This is a genomic window from Neobacillus niacini (genome assembly GCF_046591715.1).
Taxonomy (GTDB): domain Bacteria; phylum Bacillota; class Bacilli; order Bacillales; family Cytobacillaceae; genus Neobacillus; species Neobacillus niacini_L.
The window spans coordinates 372,474-393,029 of sequence record NZ_JAWVNQ010000004.1; the positions used below are offsets into that span (position 1 = coordinate 372,474).

The following is a 20,556-nucleotide window of genomic DNA, read 5'->3' on the forward strand; positions in this document are numbered from 1 at the left end:
TTACAATATAATCAGACTTCTTATTTGCCAAAACACTTATTAAAAATGATGTTAAGAGAGGCGGAAAACTGCAATGGAAACTTCAAAAAAAATAATTGTAGAAACCACGGTCAAAGCACCAGTAGAAAAGGTCTGGGAATATTGGACAGAGCCATCCCATATCACAAAATGGAACGCTGCATCAGAAGATTGGCATACCCCATATGCTGAGAATGATTTGAAAGTTGGCGGTAAATTTCTTTCGAGAATGGAAGCTAAAGATGGGAGTTTTGGATTCGACTTTGGCGGGGTTTATGATGATGTTAGAGTAAATGAGTTTATTGCTTATTCCTTAGAAGACGGAAGAAAAGTTACCATCACGTTTATTCCTCAAGGAGAAGAAACAAAGGTAATTGAAAGTTTTGATCCAGAAAACAGCAATCCTATTGAAATGCAAGAAGCCGGCTGGCAGGCTATATTAGAGAACTTTAAAAAATATACTAATAACTCAAAATAAGATTTGGAGAAAAACTACTAGAACCGGTTGATGAAAGGAATAATCCTTTATTCGCCCGGTTCTTTTCATGATTATTTATACAATATATCGTCTCTTAGAGATGCTACTTTGGTTAATGCTGTATCTATATCCGTTTCATTCACTCCAAAGTGAGCAAGTGCGTCGTGAAGATGTTTTTCGATTGCATTATAATGAACAGGCTGGAGATTCATCCCTTGGTGGGCTTTGGCCATGGATTGTCCGGTATATTGGTTGGGTCCGCCTAATGCATAACTAATAAATTTTGACTGGTGGCTCCGTTGTTTTTCCATATCCGTTTCTTTAAAGAAATGATTAACAGTATCATCCTTAAGAACCAATTCGGTGTAAAAATAATCCACTACTTTTGCAATCGCTTCTTCACCGCCAACTTTTTCGTAAAGGTTTTGTTCCATATGTACACTCCTATATAAAATGTGATAGGAGTATTTTTCTACAGATAAATATTTTTATTCTTTCATTATTTTCCTCAAGTTTTTAGGTTCTAGGAGAATACGTTTTATCTGTATTTATGATGTATGGGTTCAAACAAGTCTTCTTCACTTTTTCGAACGACTGCGAAGTTGTCGACATTGTAATGCCCATGCAGTGTTTTATTATGATGACTTATGATTTGTTCAGCAGTTAAGACAGAGGAATCTCTTGTAGAATGACCATCTGTTGCTAATGTAACATCAAATCCATTGATTGTGGCCGTTCTCACAGCCGAATCAATACAGTGTTCTGTTTGACAGCCCATAATAATAAGGTGTTTGATATCATGGTCTTTCAAGTAATCTAACAAAGGTGTGCCATGGAATGAATTGGTTGCCTCTTTATCAAATATCATTGATTCCGATGGAACGTTTATTTTCTGATGGACTTGAAAGCCTTCCCCTTTACCGTCAGCCACATCTTTATCTCTTATAAAAACCACTTTTGCATCTGATTCTTTTGCTTTTTTAACTACTAAATTAATATTATCCAAAAGTTGTTCTTTTTTAAAAACACTGCTCTCATTTTCATTTCCCTCGATTAACTCTTGCTGAGCATCAATTACGAGTAAAGCTTGGTTCACTTACAAAACCCCTCTCATTTGGAAAGATAATTTCTTTGGAAAGATACCATTTCCCTCTCTACTTCTATATTTCCATTGAAAATTCCTCTTTAAGATTCGGTACATACAGTTAGTTCTCCAAGTTCTCAACTACATATCATTATTACCGAATATATAAAGCCTATTGATTTTGGGTCACAAATATTCACTTATTGTGACCGAACCTTTACTGAATAATGATTTACGGGGACAATCCTACACAGATTGTGCCCGTAAATATGTTAAAAATTGAGTAACAAACCACCAAGGATGGTTACCCAAACATTGAGCATTGTCTAATTACGTGGAACAAAACCCTAGTTGATAAAAGTTTCTACAACTTATCTTCGTTTTCTTTTTCCCACTTAGCCACTTCTTCACGAACGAATGGTGCTACTTCTTTTCCTAACAGCTCAATGGATCTCATTACATCTTTATGAGGCATGGTCCCAACTGGGCAGTGGAGCATAAATCGTGTGACTCCTACATTTTTTCTCAAGTTAATGATTTTTTCAGCTACGAATTGTGAATCCCCTACATACAAAGCCCCCTGCAGGCTGCGAGCAGCATCAAAGGTTGTTTGGTCATATCTTCCCCAGCCACGTTCACGCCCTAATTTGTTCATTGCTTGTTGAGTAGATGGGAAAAACTTTGCAGCCGCTTCTTCCGTAGTTTCACCAACAAAACCATGTGAATGAGACGCAATTGGCAGCTTGGATGCATCATGACCAGCATGTTCTGCTGCTTTCTTATACAGTTCCACAAGTGGTGCGAAATGCTGCGGACTCCCCCCAATAATCGCTAGCACAAGTGGCAATCCGAGCAAACCTGCACGAACAACTGATTCCTGATTGCCGCCGCTTCCTATCCATACTGGAAGGGGATCCTGAACCGGTCTTGGATACACGCCCAAATTATTTATCGCTGGTCGATGTTCACCTCTCCAGGATACTTTCTCAGACGCCGTTATTTTCAACAATAGATCCAGTTTCTCTTCAAATAACTGGTCATAATCCTTTAAATCATATCCGAACAATGGAAAAGATTCGATGAAGGATCCTCGACCTGCCATGATCTCAGCACGTCCATTTGAGATCGCATCAAGTGTTGAAAAATCTTGAAAAACTCGAACAGGATCGTCAGAAGACAAAACGGTAACCGCACTAGTCAGACGGATTCTGCTTGTCTGTGATGCTGCAGCCGCCAGCACCACGGCAGGTGATGATGCAGCATAATCCTCGCGATGATGCTCCCCTACTCCAAAGACATCAAGCCCCACTTGGTCAGCTAATACAATTTCCTCTACTACTTCACGAATCCGTTGTGCATGACTTATGACATTACCGGTCTCAACATTCGGCGTTGTTTCTACAAAAGTGCTTAATCCGATTTCCACAAAATTGCCCCCTACTTATGTATACTAGTTTAAGAAATATTGTTATTCCACTATCCCTATCTTAGCAAGATATTACCAATTGACAAAATAATTGGATTTTATGGCTAGGGCCCATATACTGCCGCCTGCTAATAGATCTCTTTAAATCCTTTAAAATCTAAATAAATTTTTTGCATTACCTAATCCATTCCTTCCCAAGATCCCGTATATTTAGTTCTTTTTTATTCTATTGGCTGTGTTAAACTAGGCTGTTGATTTACGCTACAGGCGCTATGCTTTCCGCGGGCTCGCCCGTGAGCCTCCTCGATCGTTCCGATCTGCGGGGTCTCACGGTGTTCGTACATCCCGCAGGACATTGAATTTACTTCCTCGAATAATCACCGCACGAAGAAAATGCGATAGCATTTTCGAGGATCGGATCAAGCGCCTTCCGCTCCAATCAACAGGTTCTAAAATCACTAGTATCCTTTAACACAGCCATTCTATTAAAAAATGATTATATCATTAAAATTTTACCATTCTCTGGTTTAAATGTTTGCTGAAATTAAGAGCTGCCATATCTAAAGCAGCTCACTTTTGTAAAGGTACAAAAATTACTCTGTTCAAAAGACAACAATATATTTTCCACTACTCAAAGCCTTTCTCCTCATATTTATAGGAATTAAAATGGAATATCTGTACGTCCACTTTTACATTGTTTAAGGAATTTTTATCTAAATAGAAGTTAGATGTTCTCATTAATTTTTGATATTGCTGTGGGTGTACACGATACCATTTTTCACCCACGTTTAATAAATCTGTATTGTTTTTAACACCCTCATTATAGATTTTCATTACTTTCTTTTTTATATCGGCTTCAACTAATTTGGTTAAATTTGCTAGGGGAATATCCTTTATTTTCTCTAACAAATCAGCTTGTGCAGAAATTTCAATTGAAAATTCTGGTGAAGTCTTTCCTTTTACATATTTTATCTTCATCTTTGGTGAGCTTAGTTTGATTGCAGCTACAAGCTGATTATTATCTTCCACTTTTTGATCTAAAGAAGTACGCTTTTCCATCAGCCAATCAAGATAAACAGCATCATTCATTGAAAGGTCATTCATAAATTTTTGCTTTTGAAAGATTGCAAATCCATCAAAAAATAACACTGGATAGTTTTTTTCAGCCTTCCAACTATCATGATCAATCTTTACAGAAGGCAGCTTTGCCACACCCATTGGTTCATAAAATTCTCTTAAAAAATGCATTAACCTTTTTGGCTTTATCTCATCCTGAAACACCTCGTCAGAATTTTTTTTATAGAGTACAGTATAAACAGCTGGATAGTTAAATAATGCTTTGATATTAAAAATATCAGGTATCTTTTCATCTGTTGTAATAATTCGCATTGTATGCCGTAAAGACCGATTTCTGCCTACTTCCTCTACTACCTCCCTAAAGCGGTGTTTAACAACACTTTTACTTAAGACCAGTGTCTCTACGTGCCCGAAGAAAATAGGAGGCTCCGATTTTTTATAAAGCTTACTTACTGCTAAATTAAGTGTTTCACCAGAAGCTGAAGCGATGAAAATCGGTATGGGTTCAGTCGGTTTTGCGCCTTCCTGCTTCGCTACATTAGCGAAATTTAAGCCTTGAAGATAAGCTTTATATTCCTGCTTTTCTTCCTCGTAATCTATTCCGATTGCCACTATATAAGTTAAATCTTGAATATTCTTTAAACCCGTACAGCCCGTTAGCAGAAAACATCCAGTGATAAAGATAAAAATAAACTTCCTATTCATGATTGATTGCCACCCCTTGTTGGATCGTCAGGGCTTGTCATGGTTGTTCGCGATTTATAGAACTGACGAGGTGCCATGAAGAAATCTTTGATAAATTCATTCAAACTGAAAGGTGATAGGGATCCTAAATATGGAACTCCAAAGGATGATATGGTTGAAAAATAAAAAATTGTTAAAATAAATCCAATAATCACTCCAAACAATCCAAAAAAAGTACTCAATAAAATAATCACGAACCTGAGGATGGTAATGGCTGTGCTTAAGTTTTGGTTCACTAATGTAAATGAGGAAATATAGGTAATAGCAGCAACTACCAGCATCGTTGGTGAAGTTAAGCCTGCACGTATCGCTGCGTCCCCAACAATTAACCCCCCTAACACCGCTACAGTTTGACCAATGGCTCTTGGCAACCGCACTCCTGCTTCATTAAATAGTTCAAACAAGAATAGAACAATAAACATCTCTATTGGCGTAGATAAGGGTAATCCAAAACGCGACACAGAAATGGTCGCGACCAGTAAATAGGGTACTTGTTCTATATTAAAAGCAGAAAAGGCAATCCAAGCCCCTGGTAAAAAAGCTGAAATAATTAGTCCTAACATCCTGACAATTCTTTCTAGAGATACATATGCATAACTGATGTAAGTGTCCTCAGGTGATTTGGTCTGCAATAATAAATTAACGGGAGCGTATATGACAGTCGGATTTCCATCAACCAAAACTACAAAGCGACCTTGATTCAACGCCTGAACAACAAAGTCTGGCCGCCCAGTATAGTCCATACTTGGAAAAACGGAATACGGTCTGTCTCTTACATACGCTTCTAGCTCGTAAATGCTAGTCAAAATATCTAGTTCTACTTTCTCTAATCGTGTATGGATTTCATCTAGAACTCTCTGATCGACTAGATCTTCTATATAGATAAGAGCCACTTTTGTTTTAGTTCTTTCTCCGATTGTGTATTTCTCTAGGCACAATGAGGAGGTGTTAAGTCTTCTGCGTATTAAGGAGATATTGGTTTTTATATCCTCAACAAATCCATCCTTTGGACCTCTGATAGATGTCTCAAGGGCTGATTCTTCTGGAGCACGCTTAGGAAAGTCACATGCAATTATACTTAAAAGTGCATTACCAAATACAAATAGGACGTACCCTTCAAATAGCAAATTAGATAATTCATCTAATGACTTAGAGATAACCTCTTCTGCACGAAAAAAAGATTTAAGCTTATATTCGACTGTCCCTTGTTCATGTAATCCAATTTTCGGCAAAATATATTGATCTAAATAATGAATGTCAATTAAGCTTTCAAAAAATATCATTTCAAATGGTTCATTATCCGAATGGTGCACTTTACAAATTAAGTCATCGCTTTTCATAAATCGCTTTTTTAATTCCTCGGCTTTTTCCTTATACATTCCATTACGTAGGGGATTCGAGCTTATTGTTTTTCCCATGTTGTTTTTCATCCCTTTTCTTTAAAACTAAAACAATTAACGCTGATAACAGGATTTGAAGAAGGAAAAATACGATACAAGCAGGTAAAAAATACTTATAAATGGCTGAATAAAAGTAATAAGATTCTACTTTTATTACCATTAATCCGAATAATAAAAGGTAGATGATACCCACTAATTTTGGACTCAGTCTGTAATGTTTCATTTTCCTTGTAAAGAATGTGCCAAATAAATACATGAACAAACCGATACGAATTAACGCACCAGCAAGCCATTGATATAAGGCGAAAAAATCTAAATGGGAAATATACTCCCCTATACTTAAAACACGCCACTGTTCATATGCAGGGTACATGAAATGGATGGCTTCAGACGGACCAAACTCCATAATTGCAGCAGAAAGTGGTCCAAAAATTAAGCCAGTTAAGACTGTCAATAAAATAAACAAATGCTTTAATTTTATCCGTTCCTGAGAGAATGGCTGCAACAATATCACGATATAGATTTCGAGGAGTCCTGAGAGTACATAGATAACTCCTTTCAAAACAGGTACATACCCTTCCGCCAATATAGGAAATAATAAGCTCGGATCCTTAACGGAAGTATTGGCAAGTGCGATAAAAAAACCTAATAACATAACTAGTGGAAGTAATAACCCACTAGTGATTGCCATAGATTTAATACCAACAAAAGTAATCATAAAACAAGCCAAGACGAGAATGAAATTTATGAAAAAAACAGTAGTTTCACCGAGAAAATAGGACTTTAACCATATCATTAAGTCACGTAGCGTTACATAGGCGCTGGTGAATAAAAATATTATCACTGGAATTGATAATAGAATGGAAACAATCTTTCCCAGCCGTTGCTCGACGAATAAAAAAAATCCTTCCGTTGGGCTATTTTTTACAATGAAATAAATGAGCCATAGGAAAAAAAGCGAAATAGGATATGCAACAATCACACTTACCCAACTATCCCTGCCTGCAGCCTTAAGGAGATTGGGAATTAAAATGACATGATTTAGTAAACCTGTTGAAAGAATCAGCATTAAAAATAATTGCCGTGGAACCAAGATTTTTACCAAGCTCTGCATGTGTACCACCGAATTTCATCATTTTCCTACTATTATTCACCAAAAATTTGAGATATATGTTATTACAAGAATAAGTCATATGGTTCAGTCTTTTGATGTTATAAAATCGGAGTGTGTATAATTAAAACAAGCCAGTTTATAAGGAAACTGGCTTTAATTCTAACATTCACCTAATTCTGAACTAAATATCCAATAAATCTAAACTTCTTTAACACTTGGATAGTCATTTTTGTTTTTGGGTTTACATAATATTATTATTTTATTCAACTAATTAAGATCTTCCAGCTGTCATATCATTATATGGCAGAATTAGTTTTTTCACCTTTTCATAATTCATTGAACTGATTTCTCTCAATAATCGGGGAATCGCTTTTTCGGGATATCCATAGTCACGTAGAAGCTTTTCCATCTTTTTCATTTCTTCCATCTTAATACCTCCACAAACAATCCATTATTTTTTCATCTTTACTATTCCCTAAAGTATGGATGTGCGACATGGAAATTATATTTTTTCCTAATTCACTTTCCAGTAATCCATTTGTATAGTTCTGTGACTACTGCACAACCTATTTCTGTTTAGGAGGTGAACAACAAGAATGTCTAATCAAAAGCAAAGTAATAAAAGTGTGGCAGATGGTATAAAGGAAACAGCGGGTGCTGCTTTTCACACTCTTCATAGTGCCTTGGAAACCACTGAGAATGTGGCTATGAATGCCGTAGACGCTGCTAAAAATGCTGCAAACAATTTAACTGGCAATGGTGAAGGTCAACGCAATCGTGATTAAAAAAGCAAAATGAAAAAAATCCCTCTGAAAGGGATTTTTTTATCGTTGGAGGATTGATCTTTCGCTGCTTATTTTGTAATTTTGTAATTTTTATGGTTTACAATGGTAATCAAAGGTTCATCCTTTTCTTTAGAAACCCCATATTGAACCATTACGGAATTTTCCCTCACTCCCGTAACTACACCTTCAAATGAATTCCCCTCACGTTTAAATGAAATCTTATCGCCAACTTTTGCATTAGCCATTCTATCACCTCGACTATATAATTTCCAATATTAAGGTATTAAATACTTATGAACCCAGATGTCTAACAGCGTGGAATAACTCTATGTGTGTTAGTTAAAAAACGGAAAAAAACGGAAGAACCAATATAAGTAAAGTTAGAAAAAAAACAGCCATTGCACTAATCTTCTGTTTCCCCTTCCATAGAGTGACACCAAATCCAAAGGTATAAGCCGAAATAGCGAGTACTGTAAGGATAATAATAAATTGCAAGCTACTGCCCCACCTTTATCGGTCGATTTGTTTCTTTCCCATAATCAACAATTGTAATTTTAGCTTTTACATGTATATCTGCACGAAGGTATGACTTTGCCCAATTAAATTTTTTGTATTCCTGTATAGTTCGAAAATACTTCTTTGCATATAAAGGTAATGGGTAGGGTACACCTTTTAATTTTGTTTGTGATTTTTTAAGTAAGTCTTCATTCATTTTTTCAATATGTTCAGCGATATGTTTTCTTAATTTTTGTCTATTTTTTTCGTTACTATAATTTGTCTTTGATGGATTAGACATAATCTCAAACTCTAATGGGATCGTTATAAGAATCTTTGGCCTGATTCCTTTCAAATTCATTTTTATCTTATTGCCTCTTGTTTTCATTATTCTTGCTGCAATTTGTTTATTAGAGTCGTCCAAAAATGGATCGGGTATATTGACTAATATATCTTTTATATTCGTTGTATCATCTAGAATATTGACCGTACGTGTTTCTTGACCCGTTAGTTTATCAATCATAACGCCTTTCTTGAACACAGCCGATCCAATAAATTGGGTATCATCTAATTCACCCGTTGCATTTAATTCTCCTGCCATGTATTCGTCTTCCCGCTGAATTCTAGGATTGTCTAATCTTTTAGCTGTCGTGTACATCGCCAAAAAGAGGTCTGTTTCTCTTTCCGCAGATTGAAAATAACGGAACAGAGTAGAATCGGGAATAAGCCCATTTTCAATCCCATGATCGACCATAAATTGAAAGTATTTATGTGGTCTTGTTTCCATTCTTGGTTTATTTTTCAAAAAATATTCTGCTGCCTTTTCCTTAGAAATGGCCAAATAGCTGTTTAAACGAATTTCTTTATCCTTAAGTACCTCAAAAAATGTCGATGTAAAAATGGGATCTCTTGCAAATTCCTCAGAAACAATAAATATTCTTAACAATTCATAACTAATACTTCTTGAAATTACTGAATTTGCCGTTGCCTTAGCAGCAATGAAGTCATTAGCATCAAACGAGATGATTTCTCGCGCCTTTTCTGTTGAACCGCCGCCGCCTTGCAAACTTCCCACTTCTGGATTGGCAAGCAGCATAGTTACCTTAATTTTCCCTTCCTGTTTTGAACGATCTAACCCGAGCCCAATCACATAAGATTTATCTTCTAGTTCTCCCCGATCCCAACAACCTGTTAAGAACATAACCATTATGAAAAACAACATAAATCTACATACTGTTTTTGTTTTTGGCATGTTTAAACTCTCCTTTTAACAGTGCAACCAGCCACAGAAGGATGGAAATGAAGGCAAACAAAGGTCCTGCCATATTTTGTATTAGTGGTTTAAGTACAAGTGTGACATCCATAGGTGATTCCGGATAAATTCCAATCAAAAGATAGATGGTTGTTAGCGACGGAATTAAGTATTCAAAGTCCTTAATTTTAAAAAGTCGGCCGAACATAAGGGCATTTAAATATAAAAATGCAGTAAACCGAATAAATGCCGTCATAATCCAAATGATGAAAAATATGATTTCGACATTCGGGATATATTCTCCCAGGGATATAAAGCGAATGGCTATATGGAATGGATAAGCAATTCCCCCTAGGGACTCATCAAACATACAGATAAAAATGAGTGTTGCTACACTGATTTGGATGCATACATACACATAGGCAATCCATGCACCTTTATTGAAAACTTTGTTTGATTTAACATAAGGAATGACCAATGTCAGGATAAAAAATTCAGCAAATAGAGTCAGTCTCATTGAACTTTGCTTAAATATTTCAACATAACCAGGTCCCCATAAAGGGAACATTGCATTTATATTGCTTTTTTGTGTGCTGATCCCTAATGCAATATACAACGAGAGCAGTGAATAGAAAACAATTAGATAGGAAACAGAACCAACATGCTGCAGCCCCTTTTTAGCTCCATAGGCACAAGTAATCATTAACATGGCATAGATGATGAGATTGGGTGTTGTCGAGAAATAAAACGCCCGGATGATGTTGGTATAAGTTCTTGTATCAAACGAAACAGCAAAAGAACTGATGATAAAGATCAATAGACAAACGACAAAACCTAGATATTTACCAAGTAGTTTTTTAATAACTGCAAACAAATCCTTACCTTGATACAAAGACATTGTCTTTAGTAATAAAAAAAGAGGGATAAAGAACATCACGGCGATTAGAGGCGGTAACATCCATGCTGCATTCTGCACCTTACTAAATAGAATGGATGGGGTATCTTCAGTAGCTTTCGCCCCTACCATTAAGATAGCGATGGAAACAAGTTCACGAATTCCTAGTTTTCCAGGTTGTTGATTCATAATTTTATGATCCCTTTCTTTGTTTAACCATGTCCTTTGGCTTTAAATATCCTGGTCTAAACCGTTCTTTCATTGGAACATGCCGAATGAGTAAGTCCTTGGAAGAGAAGGAATGTGGTGTCATAGGTGCAAAATAGGGAGTACCAAACGATTTTAATGAAACTAAATAATAGAGTCCGCCAATAAATAAAGCCGTCACTCCATATATCCCCATAAACCCTGCTGAAAATATAAATAAAAAGCGAGTAATACGAATAGCAAAATTCATGCTTAAATCACTGATAATAAAGGAACTTAACCCGCTTAATGCAATTACAATAATCACAATTGGACTAATGATGTTCGCTTGCACTGCAGCTTGACCAAGAATTAATGCACCGACAATCCCAATAGTTGGACCAATGGGAGATGGTACACGTAATCCCGCCTCTCGTATAAGTTCAAATGCAATTTCCATCATAAGCACTTCTATTATAGACGGAAAAGGCACTCTCTCACGTGTACCTGCAATCGCCATCAATAAATCAGGAGGAATCATCCCGACATGGAAATTTGTAATCGCAATATAAATAGAAGAAGTAAAAACAGCTACAAACAGAGCTAAGAACCTCAAGAATCGAATGAAATTTCCATAGGGTGTTCTCAAGTAGTGATCTTCTGGTGAATGAAACAACGCCCAAAAGGTAGCTGGCAGAACTAAGCAGGCTGGTGAGTTTTCCATTAATAAAACAATATGCCCTTCTTCAATATAAGCGGCGGCTCGGTCAGGTCGTTCAGTATAAAGTAAAGTGGGAAATAAAGACCTCGGCCGCTCTTCAAGATACTGCTCTAAAATACTTAAATCAATCATACTATCAACATGAAATGAACTTAGTTTATCTTTTATGCTTTTTAGTAAATCTTCCTGTACAAGATCCTTTTGATAAACAAGAAATACATTATTCCTAGATCGAGCTGAGATCGTCTGAGTTTCAACAAGAAGATTTTCATTTTTAATTTTTTTACGAATTAAGGCAATATTGTCAATGACTTTTTCATTAAAAGCTTCTTTTGCCCCTTTAACAATTACCTCATTATCAGACTTTTCAATACCCCGGCCGCTGGTTTGAGTCGTTTCAAACAAATAACATTGTTCATCACCCTCTACAAATAAAGCCGTATTCCCACTAGTGATAAATTCTGTGATTTCACCAATATTTTTATTAGTACTTGCAATCGGGTAGGAAACAATATTAGGAATTTTATCTGATGGATGCTCGTTATCAATTAATGGCTCCATTATGCTTTCCATAATGATTTGTAAATCTGTCATAGTGCTCATGTAAATAATAAAACCCTTGCGGTGAAGGGAAGTAATGGTAAATTCTCGTACCTTGACATCAATATTATCAGGAACCGAGAAAAGAGATTTAAAGGTCGCTAAATTTTGATCATAACTAGTACTAATATCTTGTTTTTTTAGCTCAATTACTTCTATATTCGTTTGTTCTTTAAATTCAGGTTCAGTATTCAAACCCTTCTTCCATAATTTAGTTATCTTCTTCCTCATCCCAGTATCCCTCCCAGTTTTTATATCCTTTTCCATCTAAAGGAGTTTTATGTATGAATAGTACCTGTAAATAAAAGTTTGGTTTTTTGAAAAAATTTTATTTCGATAATCGAAAAAGATGATAAAATACAAGTTATTACATTAGGAAAAATAGGGGACCTGAGATGAAAAAAAAATGGATGATATACGGTATGTTGTTTATTGCAACGGCTACCTGGGGAAGTGCATTTATTGCTGGGAAAATTGCGGTACAAAGCTTTGAACCTGCAACGGTAGCATTTTTACGATTTTTAGGGGCTGCCGTGCTGCTATTTCCACTTATGTGGATCATGGAAAAAAACCGAAAGAAACCAACACTAAAAGATTATGGATTATTTGCAGTTCTGGGATTAACCGGAATTGCACTCTATAATATCTGTTTCTTTATTGCGACGAAGCACGCGCCGGTTATTAAAAGTTCACTATTTATCGCCTCAAACCCGGTATTAATCGTTCTTTTATCTGGATTATTTTTAAAAGAAAAAATCACGAAGAATCATATAATCGGTATGGTAATTGCCCTGTCTGGAGCAGCAGTTATTATCACAGATGGTCATATTCTGGCTTTGTTTCAATTAGGCTTTGAAACCATTGATTTCGTTTTACTTGGTGCTGTCGTCAGCTGGGCTTTGTACAGTGTGGTTGGGAAGGTAGTATTAATTAAATACAGTGCCGTGGAATCGACTACATACGCAGTTGCGTTTGGAACCATATTTTTAGCACCGTTTGCTTTTGTTGAAACCACTTGGCAGGACATTGGGCAGGCTGATTTCTCTGCCTGGGCGGCGATTGTTCATATGAGTATTTTTGTAACTGTCATTTCCTTTATCATGTATTATTACGGAATTAAAGAAGTTGGTGCAGCCAAAGCTTCTATCTTTATTAATGTCATGCCGGTATCTGCAGTTTTAATGGCTACGATCTATCTAGGAGAAACCTTCACATGGGCTCATGGGATCGGGGCTGCATTTGTATTGACCGGAGTCTATATAGGAACGAATACGAAGTTATTTATTAAAAAATGTTCACACATGAAAGCGGCAGATTGTTAAGATATTAGTTCCGATTACTAAGGAAAGCACCACTACTGCCAGTGGTGCTTTCTCATTTTATGCTTGCTACTCCTAATGCAAAATGATTCCAAAGAATATTTTCGACTAAGTCTGCTTGTGTATCTTCACAATCAATAATAAGAATAACCTCAGAATGCTTCCCTTTTAAAACTCTCTTTTTCTTCTTTAATACGGTTTCAGTAAAAAGCCTGATGGCCATGCCTAGTACAAAGCCGATAAAAGCACCAATAAGTCCACAGTATATGGGCCCCAAAGCTAATTTAAATCCAATACTAGCACCAATCACTGAAAAAGCAGTGGCCAGCGCCATCCCAATATCACTGAATGATGTACCATCTGAATGGTGTGTGGAATCAAGTATTTGACGTCCCTCTGTTCTATTGTCTAGAGGGATAGCATATATATTTTCTTTTCTTATCCCCCTTTTCTCCAATTGTGTGATCGCAATTTCTAAGAAGGCATTACTTTCAAAAGTCGAAAAGACCTGCAAATCTATCACTTCACCTTTTGTCCTTTTAATAGTCTAAAACCTGCTGCTTGGTAATTCTTACTCAGGTATTTGCTTTGTACCTCTTTGTAGAGTTTATTACTTTCGATTGCACTCATATAAGCATCAAACGCTGCAAAACCATAATGTGATGGGAGAAATAAGAGCCATTCAGGGTTTAAAACATGAGTGGCCTGACTTACTTTACCTAAAAATAAGAGGGAAACGGCCTCTTGGGCATGCGAAAAATAAAAGAAAACAACTACCCAAAAGATAACAAAAAAGGCTGTCATAATTCTATTTACATAAAGCTGCCCTAGACCTGGCATAAATAACGACCACACCACTGCAATAACAGGATTTCTTTTGTCTAGATAATTGATCTCTACTGCCCCTAGACTGAATGAATTAAATTGATGATCCTCACTATCTGCTAAATAGTATATTTTGTTAAGATCAACGGTTGTTCTGTAACTGTCCCATATAGTGAAAAGGTAAACGGGGATATACATTAAAAGCCATCTTGTGTCTAAAACCTCCTTGGCCAAATCAATATCCCCTTGAAAGGAGTAAATCATCGCTTGATTTACATGTGCTTTGATATTTACAACTACTTCCCAAATAAACAATACATATCCTCTAAGATATTTAGATAGAAGCATATGTCCGAATCCTGGAAACGCAGCGGACCACCACGCAATAATATAAGGATTTCGCAAGTGAATTTGAGAGATGCCTAAAATGCTGACATGTGCTTTGTATCGGCTGGCAGTGTTGTCATTTGAATAATTGTCCATTATTAGCCACCTGTAAAACCCATTTAATTTCCAATAGTTTCCCAAAAAAGTGGATAATTATCCTAACTTTGATGGCAGTTTGAATTTAAATCAAAATAAAAACTCGTCCAAATGAACGAGTTGTCTTTTACTATTTATTTTTCCAATCCCATTCCAAATTCCCCTTTACTCTCCACTCGTTATCATTGTTTTTTCCATATCAATTATTCTTTTTAAGTATTCGTATTCTGATTTTTCGAGAATGTCTATTTCTCTGTTTGTTGCCAGCAGAATTTGCTCCCTGCATTTAGCAACTCTTTGAATCATCGGGTGTATCGTTAAACTTGAAAGATTTACAAAGTCGTACAAATCATTTAAACAAACAGGCAGCTTATAGCCTTTGTTGCTGGAGGCAATTAATAATCCCGCGTCGCGCAGCTTTGAAACAATATTTGAGCGAAAATAGTGCTGCTTGATTTTATTGATTTTAATTGCATTCAGATTATCAAGAATTTCTTCGGTATACACATAATCATCTGGATTTTCTTTTAAATTGAATAAGAGAAACTTTAATAAATCAATCCCTACTTTATCGTCCTCTTCTTCGCTTTTTCGATGTTTCTCAATGTATTGATAAGCCAGATTCACAGATTGTTTAATAATAGTCTGGTCTGTTACATTATCCGTTTTTTCAAAATGGTAGTCATATAGATAGTGCTTATAATCATGAGGCCAGAGGTTAATCGTGATAATTTTATTTTTTAATAGTCTATAAAAAGAAGGATACTGATGGGAGTAGTGGTTTCGGTCATAGCCTTTTCCGATTGTTTCTGCGATAAACTCTGCAAATTCCAGTAGAATCGCTGACTGGCTGTTGTTAAAACCAAAAGTAGAGTAATTAAACAAGTCAGGTATACACTTCTGCTTTACGTATCCAATAAATTCCTGGATAAACTCCTTAGCACCCTGTTCATCCGCAACAAGGTCAAGGTTGTCAAAAGTTCGATATAAATCATCAAAGATTTTTCGATTAAAAAACTTAATAAAGGTTTTTTCATATGTAACGCCGCTGTCATCGCGAATTCGGCGTTTATCAATGACATATGCATACACCTTAAAGGGCAAGTCCTTTATATCCTGTAAGATTTCCATTCGAAGAATATCATCGATATCCCTTATTTGGAGATGCTTTTGTTTTATTCTTTCTACTTCTTGCTCTAGGATTGCTTTTTCAGAATCCTTTACTAAAATAGAAACGATTATAAAATGGGTCGAAGTCTCAGGTTGATCAAAATCGAATCCGTAATGGCCAAATTCATTTATAAAAGCATATTGAATCTCATTCAATTTTTATCCCACCTCACCAATGGAAAAACTTACTATACTTATTTCAACAAAAATTCCTTTAAACCTTTTAAATATGATTATTTTCCTGCAGAAATCCTTCGGGACTATTGTACCTATTGTAAAAAAAATCTCATATTAACGTTTTCTTGAAGAATAATAAAGTTTAAATTTGATTTTTTTGGAAGGAGATTTAGACAAAAGTTGAATGTTCAAAAACATGAAATTAGGAAGTTACATCCAGAAAGTGATGAATTTACGTTATTTATATACCTGGATGACCCGTTATCAGAGTTTGCTGCGGAACTAGGCAGCGAACCGACTACAAATAAAAGCCTGCAAAGAACTGCGAAGCAAATATTAAAAGAACGATACCCCGGTTTAAAGGTTACGATGATCAAGGTCATTCTTGGCGGTATCGCGGTAACATCGATTTCATTAGGTACAAATGATAGTAACACTGTACAAGCGGCTGAGACCACAGCAAATGCATCCCAAACAGACGGTAATTCGATTACTGTTTACACTGTTGTGACTGGAGATACAGTCTATGGTATATCGAAAAGATTTGGAACCACACCGGAGGCATTGATGAATGCGAATCACCTAGTCACTGATTTTCTTCAGATTGGACAAATATTGACCATCCCGGTAACAGGAACTAAGTATTACAATGTTACTGTGGGCGATACTTTATATAGTATTTCTAAACGCTTCGGGATAACTGTAGCGGCCTTGAAAAGTGCTAACTACTTAACAAGTGACATTCTTTCAATTGGGCAGACTTTAACCATTCCGGATGCGGGCGCCTCACCTGCTCAGCATACCGCTCCCGTACCTGCACATTATACTGTGGCTGCGGGCGATACTTTATATAGTATTTCTAAACGCTTCGGGATAACTGTAGCGGCTTTGAAAAGTGCTAACAACTTAACAAGTGACATTCTGTCAATTGGGCAGACTTTAACCATTCCGGATGCGGGCGCCTCACCTGCTCAGCATACCGCTCCCGTACCTGCACATTATACTGTGGCTGCGGGCGATACTTTATATAGTATTTCTAATCGCTTTGGGATAACTGTAGCGGCCTTGAAAAGTGCTAACAACTTAAAAAGTGACATTCTGTCAATCGGGCAATCATTAACCATTCCGGCTGCGGGCGCAACTGTGGGACAGCCGCCTGTTGCCGCGTCCCCCTCACGTGTTCAAGGTGAGAGAAAGATTTAACATATGGTGTTAAATCTGGAGACAGTCTTTCCGTAATTGCGAAGCGATTTGATGTCAGCGTCGACAGTATACGAGCTGCTAACCAATTAAAAAGTGACTTTTTACAAGTGGGTCAGGCTCTGACAATACCGAACGGGCTGAATGCACCTTCTAATGCAGGAACAAATACCATTACGTATACCACCCACACTATTGCATCTGGCGACAACATTTGGGACCTAAGCATTCGGTATGGAGTACCCCAGACTGAATTACTCAAAGCTAACAACCTAACAACTAGAAGTGTGCTCTCAACAGGTCAGAAATTGAAAATACCTGTTCACAACATCGGAGTTAAAGATGTTGTCAGTGAAAGATATGGAGAATATTTGGATTGGTGGACGGAGGCTCAATATATTTTTACGATTGGAAAGACAGCAAAAGTAACAGACTTTGCCACGGGGCGAAGCTTTTACATAAAACGCACGATTGGTGCGAACCATGCTGACAGTGAAACACTTACCACAAATGATTCAAACGTTGCCAAAAATATTTGGGGAGGATTTTCCTGGACCCCGAGAGCGGTAATCCTCGAAATAGACGGGAGAAAACTAGCAGCCAGCATGAGTTTTATGCCTCATGAACGTGAGTATATTACAAACAATGGCATTAATGGCCATTTTGACGTTTATTTTGGAAATAGCACTCGACATGTTGATGGTAAATCAGATTCCAAACATCAAGTCCAGGTGGAAAAGGCTGCTGGAATGCGGTAAATCTATATTTTTTGATTATTATTAAAAATAATTAGGGTATTGCGCTGCTTCTGTGATATACTGTTTCTACCATTTGCTTTACGTTTTACGTTTTTCGGTTACTTGCCCTGCTCTATTACAGAGCAGGGCTTTTTTGTATTGATGGCCCATCATGGATGCCAGGTTAATCTTTTAATCGTTACCTCTTTCGCTGATTTCCCTCAACCAAGGGCACGATTCTCTCCTAATCGTTACCGCCTTCACTGCTTTTCCCCGGCCAAGGGCACGATTCTCTCCTAATCGTTACCACCTACCCCGTTTTTCTTCGATCAAGGGCACGATTCTCCCTTTATCTTTACCGTCTTCTCTGTTTTTCCCCGGCCTTGGGCACGATTCTCTCCTAAGACAGCAAAAAAAGACTCTCAAATGAGAGTCTTTTTATATATGACGGTTCTTAATTAAGCTTTACGAACGTTAGTAGCTTGGGGTCCACGTTGACCTTGTTCTACTTCAAAAGTAACTGCTTGACCTTCGTCTAAAGTTTTGAAACCTTCGCTTTGGATAGCTGAGAAGTGTACGAATACATCGTCTCCTGCTTCTCTTTCGATGAATCCGAAACCTTTTTCTGCATTAAACCATTTTACTTTACCTTGTTCCATTTGTTGTTTCCTCCTCGTGTGCTATGCACACATTGTGTTACTATCCTTGCTCAGTTCTTTAGACGTAAAGTTTGAAAACTTTTTAATCCAACTGACAAACAAAAATAATTCTTCCTAACTATAACAGAGATAACTAATTAAAGCAAACGAATCTCCAAAGTTTTTTCTACACGGTTTCAAATACCTTTTTTAACATCGTACCATGCTGGGCAAAATTCATGTGCCATGAGAAGGCTTTTTCTAATACATGCGGGGTTTGTCCACCCCTTGTTAATGCCTCCTGGTAATAGTCACGAAGCTGCTCCCGGTACATTGGATGAGTACAATTTTCAATGATTAACTCCACTCGTTCTCTAGGTGCCAGCCCACGCAAATCAGCATAGCCTTGCTCGGTAACGATAACATCCACATCATGTTCCGTATGATCCACATGTGAGACAAAAGGAACGATACTGGAAATACTTCCAGCCTTGGCAATCGACTTTGTTACAAAAATAGCCAAACGGGCATTGCGGGCAAAGTCTCCTGAACCACCGATCCCATTCATCATTTTTGTACCTAATACATGGGTAGAATTAACATTTCCGTAAATATCTATTTCTAGTGCCGTATTAATTGATATCAAACCTAAACGACGTATAATTTCCGGATGATTCGAAATTTCCTGAGGTCTCATAATTAATTTGTCACGGTATCTATCAAAATTGGCAAATACCTCTTTCATTTTTGCATCCGAAAGAGTAATCGAGCAGCAGGAGGCAGTCTGCACTTTTCCGGCATCGATCAAATCAAACACCGCATCCTGTAATACTTCTGAATATACCTCTAGATCCTCAAATTCAGAATCAAGCATCCCATGAAGAACGGCGTTAGCAATGGATCCAATCCCAGATTGGAGCGGTGCCAAACGTTTTGTAAGTCTGCCAGCATCCACTTCTTTACGTAGAAATTGAATTAAATGCTGTGCCATAATTTCCGTTTCCTCATCAGGCGGGACAATCGTAGACGGTGAATCTAGCTGGTTTGTAAATACGATGCCTCTTACCTTATTGATATCAATCACTATTCCCTGTGTTCCAATGCGGTCATCTATTTTTGTTAACGGAATTGGATCACGATCACCTTGTTTCCCGGGTTCATATAAATCATGAAGTCCTTCGAGATTTTCATTTTGAGCTAAGTTGATTTCAATGATTATCGACTTTGCATTTAACGCGAACGATAAAGAATTTCCTACAGAGGTCGTTGGAATGACCATTCCATCCTCGGTAATTGACACCGCTTCCAAAATAGCGAAATCAATAGGTGAGATCACATTTGCACGTACCAATTCAGCTGTGTGCGACAGGTGTTGATCGACAAATAACAACTCACCGCTATTGATTTTCTTTCTCATTGTCGGATCAGCTTGAAACGGGAGTCTCTTTCCAAGAATACCAGCTTCAGCAAATAATTTATCTACATCAGAGCCTAAAGAAGCGCCTGTATATACATTGACTTTAAAGGTTTCGGACTTAGCTCGATTTACTAACGCAAACGGAACCGCTTTCACGTCACCTGCACGTGTAAATCCGCTTAACCCCAAAGTCATCCCATCTTCAATCCACTCTGCTGCCTCTTCTGGTGTCACAACTCTATCCCAAAGCCTTGGGTCCCTAATACGCTTTAAATTATTTTCCATAAACCATCCACCCCTTTGCCCTTATTTTAA

Annotated in this window: 22 protein-coding genes; 5 read left to right on the top strand and 17 right to left on the bottom strand. The window is 37.2% G+C overall.

The annotated features are described in order from the left end of the window. Positions 1-73 precede the first annotated feature (73 nt). The gene (locus SFC47_RS14070) at positions 74-496 is read left to right on the top strand and encodes an SRPBCC family protein (protein ID WP_411254917.1); all 423 of its coding nucleotides are present in this window, start codon (positions 74-76) and stop codon (positions 494-496) included. A gap of 71 nt (positions 497-567) precedes the next feature. Here the strand turns inward: SFC47_RS14070 and SFC47_RS14075 are convergent, their stop codons facing one another. The 7 genes from SFC47_RS14075 to SFC47_RS14105 form a co-directional block, all read right to left on the bottom strand. Further along, complete coding sequence (locus SFC47_RS14075) at positions 568-930, bottom strand: group I truncated hemoglobin (RefSeq protein ID WP_411254918.1); 363 nt, start codon at positions 928-930, stop codon at positions 568-570. 104 nt (positions 931-1,034) lie between these two features. Further along, positions 1,035-1,592 carry a cysteine hydrolase family protein gene (locus SFC47_RS14080; protein WP_411254919.1) on the bottom strand — a complete coding sequence of 186 codons (558 nt, stop codon included), beginning with the start codon at positions 1,590-1,592 and terminating at the stop codon, positions 1,035-1,037. A 352-nt stretch (positions 1,593-1,944) separates the two neighbouring features. After that, on the bottom strand, positions 1,945-3,006 hold the full coding sequence (locus SFC47_RS14085; RefSeq protein ID WP_411254920.1) for an LLM class flavin-dependent oxidoreductase: 1,062 nt from the start codon (positions 3,004-3,006) through the stop codon (positions 1,945-1,947). A gap of 627 nt (positions 3,007-3,633) precedes the next feature. Next, positions 3,634-4,788, bottom strand: a complete 1,155-nt coding sequence (locus SFC47_RS14090; protein WP_411254921.1) for a Ger(x)C family spore germination protein — start codon at positions 4,786-4,788, stop codon at positions 3,634-3,636. Further along, a complete protein-coding gene (locus SFC47_RS14095) occupies positions 4,785-6,245 on the bottom strand; it encodes a spore germination protein (RefSeq protein ID WP_411254922.1) in 1,461 nt (486 codons plus the stop codon). Before SFC47_RS14095 ends, SFC47_RS14090 begins: the two co-directional genes overlap by 4 nt. Beyond that, positions 6,211-7,341 carry a GerAB/ArcD/ProY family transporter gene (locus SFC47_RS14100; RefSeq protein WP_411254923.1) on the bottom strand — a complete coding sequence of 377 codons (1,131 nt, stop codon included), beginning with the start codon at positions 7,339-7,341 and terminating at the stop codon, positions 6,211-6,213. The genes SFC47_RS14095 and SFC47_RS14100 overlap by 35 nt, the downstream gene beginning before the upstream one ends. 271 nt (positions 7,342-7,612) lie before the next feature. After that, entirely contained in the window at positions 7,613-7,768 is a 156-nt protein-coding gene (locus SFC47_RS14105; protein ID WP_411254924.1) for a hypothetical protein, read from the bottom strand. 169 nt (positions 7,769-7,937) lie between these two features. Between SFC47_RS14105 and SFC47_RS14110 the strand changes: the two genes are divergently transcribed. Beyond that, positions 7,938-8,126 (top strand): hypothetical protein, encoded by a 189-nt coding sequence (locus SFC47_RS14110; RefSeq protein ID WP_411254925.1) that lies wholly within the window; start codon positions 7,938-7,940, stop codon positions 8,124-8,126. A gap of 68 nt (positions 8,127-8,194) precedes the next feature. Here SFC47_RS14110 and SFC47_RS14115 read toward each other — a convergent pair whose 3' ends face one another. The 5 genes from SFC47_RS14115 to SFC47_RS14135 form a co-directional block, all read right to left on the bottom strand. Further along, complete coding sequence (locus SFC47_RS14115) at positions 8,195-8,371, bottom strand: DUF2187 family protein (protein ID WP_411254926.1); 177 nt, start codon at positions 8,369-8,371, stop codon at positions 8,195-8,197. Between the two features lie 94 nt (positions 8,372-8,465). Then, entirely contained in the window at positions 8,466-8,621 is a 156-nt protein-coding gene (locus SFC47_RS14120) for a hypothetical protein (protein WP_411254927.1), read from the bottom strand. Between the two features lies 1 nt (position 8,622). Continuing rightward, positions 8,623-9,873: a Ger(x)C family spore germination protein gene (locus SFC47_RS14125; RefSeq protein ID WP_411254928.1), complete on the bottom strand. Its 1,251-nt coding sequence runs from the start codon at positions 9,871-9,873 to the stop codon at positions 8,623-8,625. Continuing rightward, positions 9,848-10,957, bottom strand: coding sequence for a GerAB/ArcD/ProY family transporter (locus tag SFC47_RS14130; RefSeq protein WP_411254929.1), 1,110 nt, complete (start codon positions 10,955-10,957; stop codon positions 9,848-9,850). Before SFC47_RS14130 ends, SFC47_RS14125 begins: the two co-directional genes overlap by 26 nt. Positions 10,958-10,961: 4 nt before the next feature. Next, entirely contained in the window at positions 10,962-12,506 is a 1,545-nt protein-coding gene (locus SFC47_RS14135; RefSeq protein ID WP_411254930.1) for a spore germination protein, read from the bottom strand. 164 nt (positions 12,507-12,670) lie between these two features. On the opposite strand from SFC47_RS14135, the gene SFC47_RS14140 reads away from it, so the two are divergent. After that, the gene (locus tag SFC47_RS14140; RefSeq protein WP_411254931.1) at positions 12,671-13,597 is read left to right on the top strand and encodes a DMT family transporter; all 927 of its coding nucleotides are present in this window, start codon (positions 12,671-12,673) and stop codon (positions 13,595-13,597) included. Between the two features lie 52 nt (positions 13,598-13,649). On the opposite strand, the gene SFC47_RS14145 is transcribed toward SFC47_RS14140, so the two are convergent. The 3 genes from SFC47_RS14145 to SFC47_RS14155 form a co-directional block, all read right to left on the bottom strand. Beyond that, complete coding sequence (locus tag SFC47_RS14145) at positions 13,650-14,108, bottom strand: hypothetical protein (RefSeq protein WP_411254988.1); 459 nt, start codon at positions 14,106-14,108, stop codon at positions 13,650-13,652. Between the two features lie 5 nt (positions 14,109-14,113). Next, positions 14,114-14,902 carry a hypothetical protein gene (locus SFC47_RS14150; protein ID WP_411254932.1) on the bottom strand — a complete coding sequence of 263 codons (789 nt, stop codon included), beginning with the start codon at positions 14,900-14,902 and terminating at the stop codon, positions 14,114-14,116. A 165-nt stretch (positions 14,903-15,067) separates the two neighbouring features. After that, positions 15,068-16,228, bottom strand: coding sequence for a hypothetical protein (locus tag SFC47_RS14155; protein ID WP_411254933.1), 1,161 nt, complete (start codon positions 16,226-16,228; stop codon positions 15,068-15,070). A gap of 201 nt (positions 16,229-16,429) precedes the next feature. Between SFC47_RS14155 and SFC47_RS14160 the strand changes: the two genes are divergently transcribed. Further along, complete coding sequence (locus SFC47_RS14160; RefSeq protein ID WP_411254934.1) at positions 16,430-17,452, top strand: LysM peptidoglycan-binding domain-containing protein; 1,023 nt, start codon at positions 16,430-16,432, stop codon at positions 17,450-17,452. Positions 17,453-17,559: 107 nt separating this feature from the next. After that, on the top strand, positions 17,560-18,207 hold the full coding sequence (locus tag SFC47_RS14165; protein WP_411254935.1) for a LysM peptidoglycan-binding domain-containing protein: 648 nt from the start codon (positions 17,560-17,562) through the stop codon (positions 18,205-18,207). A 437-nt stretch (positions 18,208-18,644) separates the two neighbouring features. Here the strand turns inward: SFC47_RS14165 and SFC47_RS14170 are convergent, their stop codons facing one another. Together SFC47_RS14170 and scpC are read right to left on the bottom strand one after the other, a co-directional pair. Beyond that, a complete protein-coding gene (locus SFC47_RS14170; RefSeq protein WP_026568674.1) occupies positions 18,645-18,845 on the bottom strand; it encodes a cold-shock protein in 201 nt (66 codons plus the stop codon). 166 nt (positions 18,846-19,011) lie between these two features. Beyond that, a complete protein-coding gene (scpC, locus tag SFC47_RS14175; RefSeq protein ID WP_411254936.1) occupies positions 19,012-20,526 on the bottom strand; it encodes a succinyl-CoA:acetate CoA-transferase ScpC in 1,515 nt (504 codons plus the stop codon). Positions 20,527-20,556 lie beyond the last annotated feature (30 nt).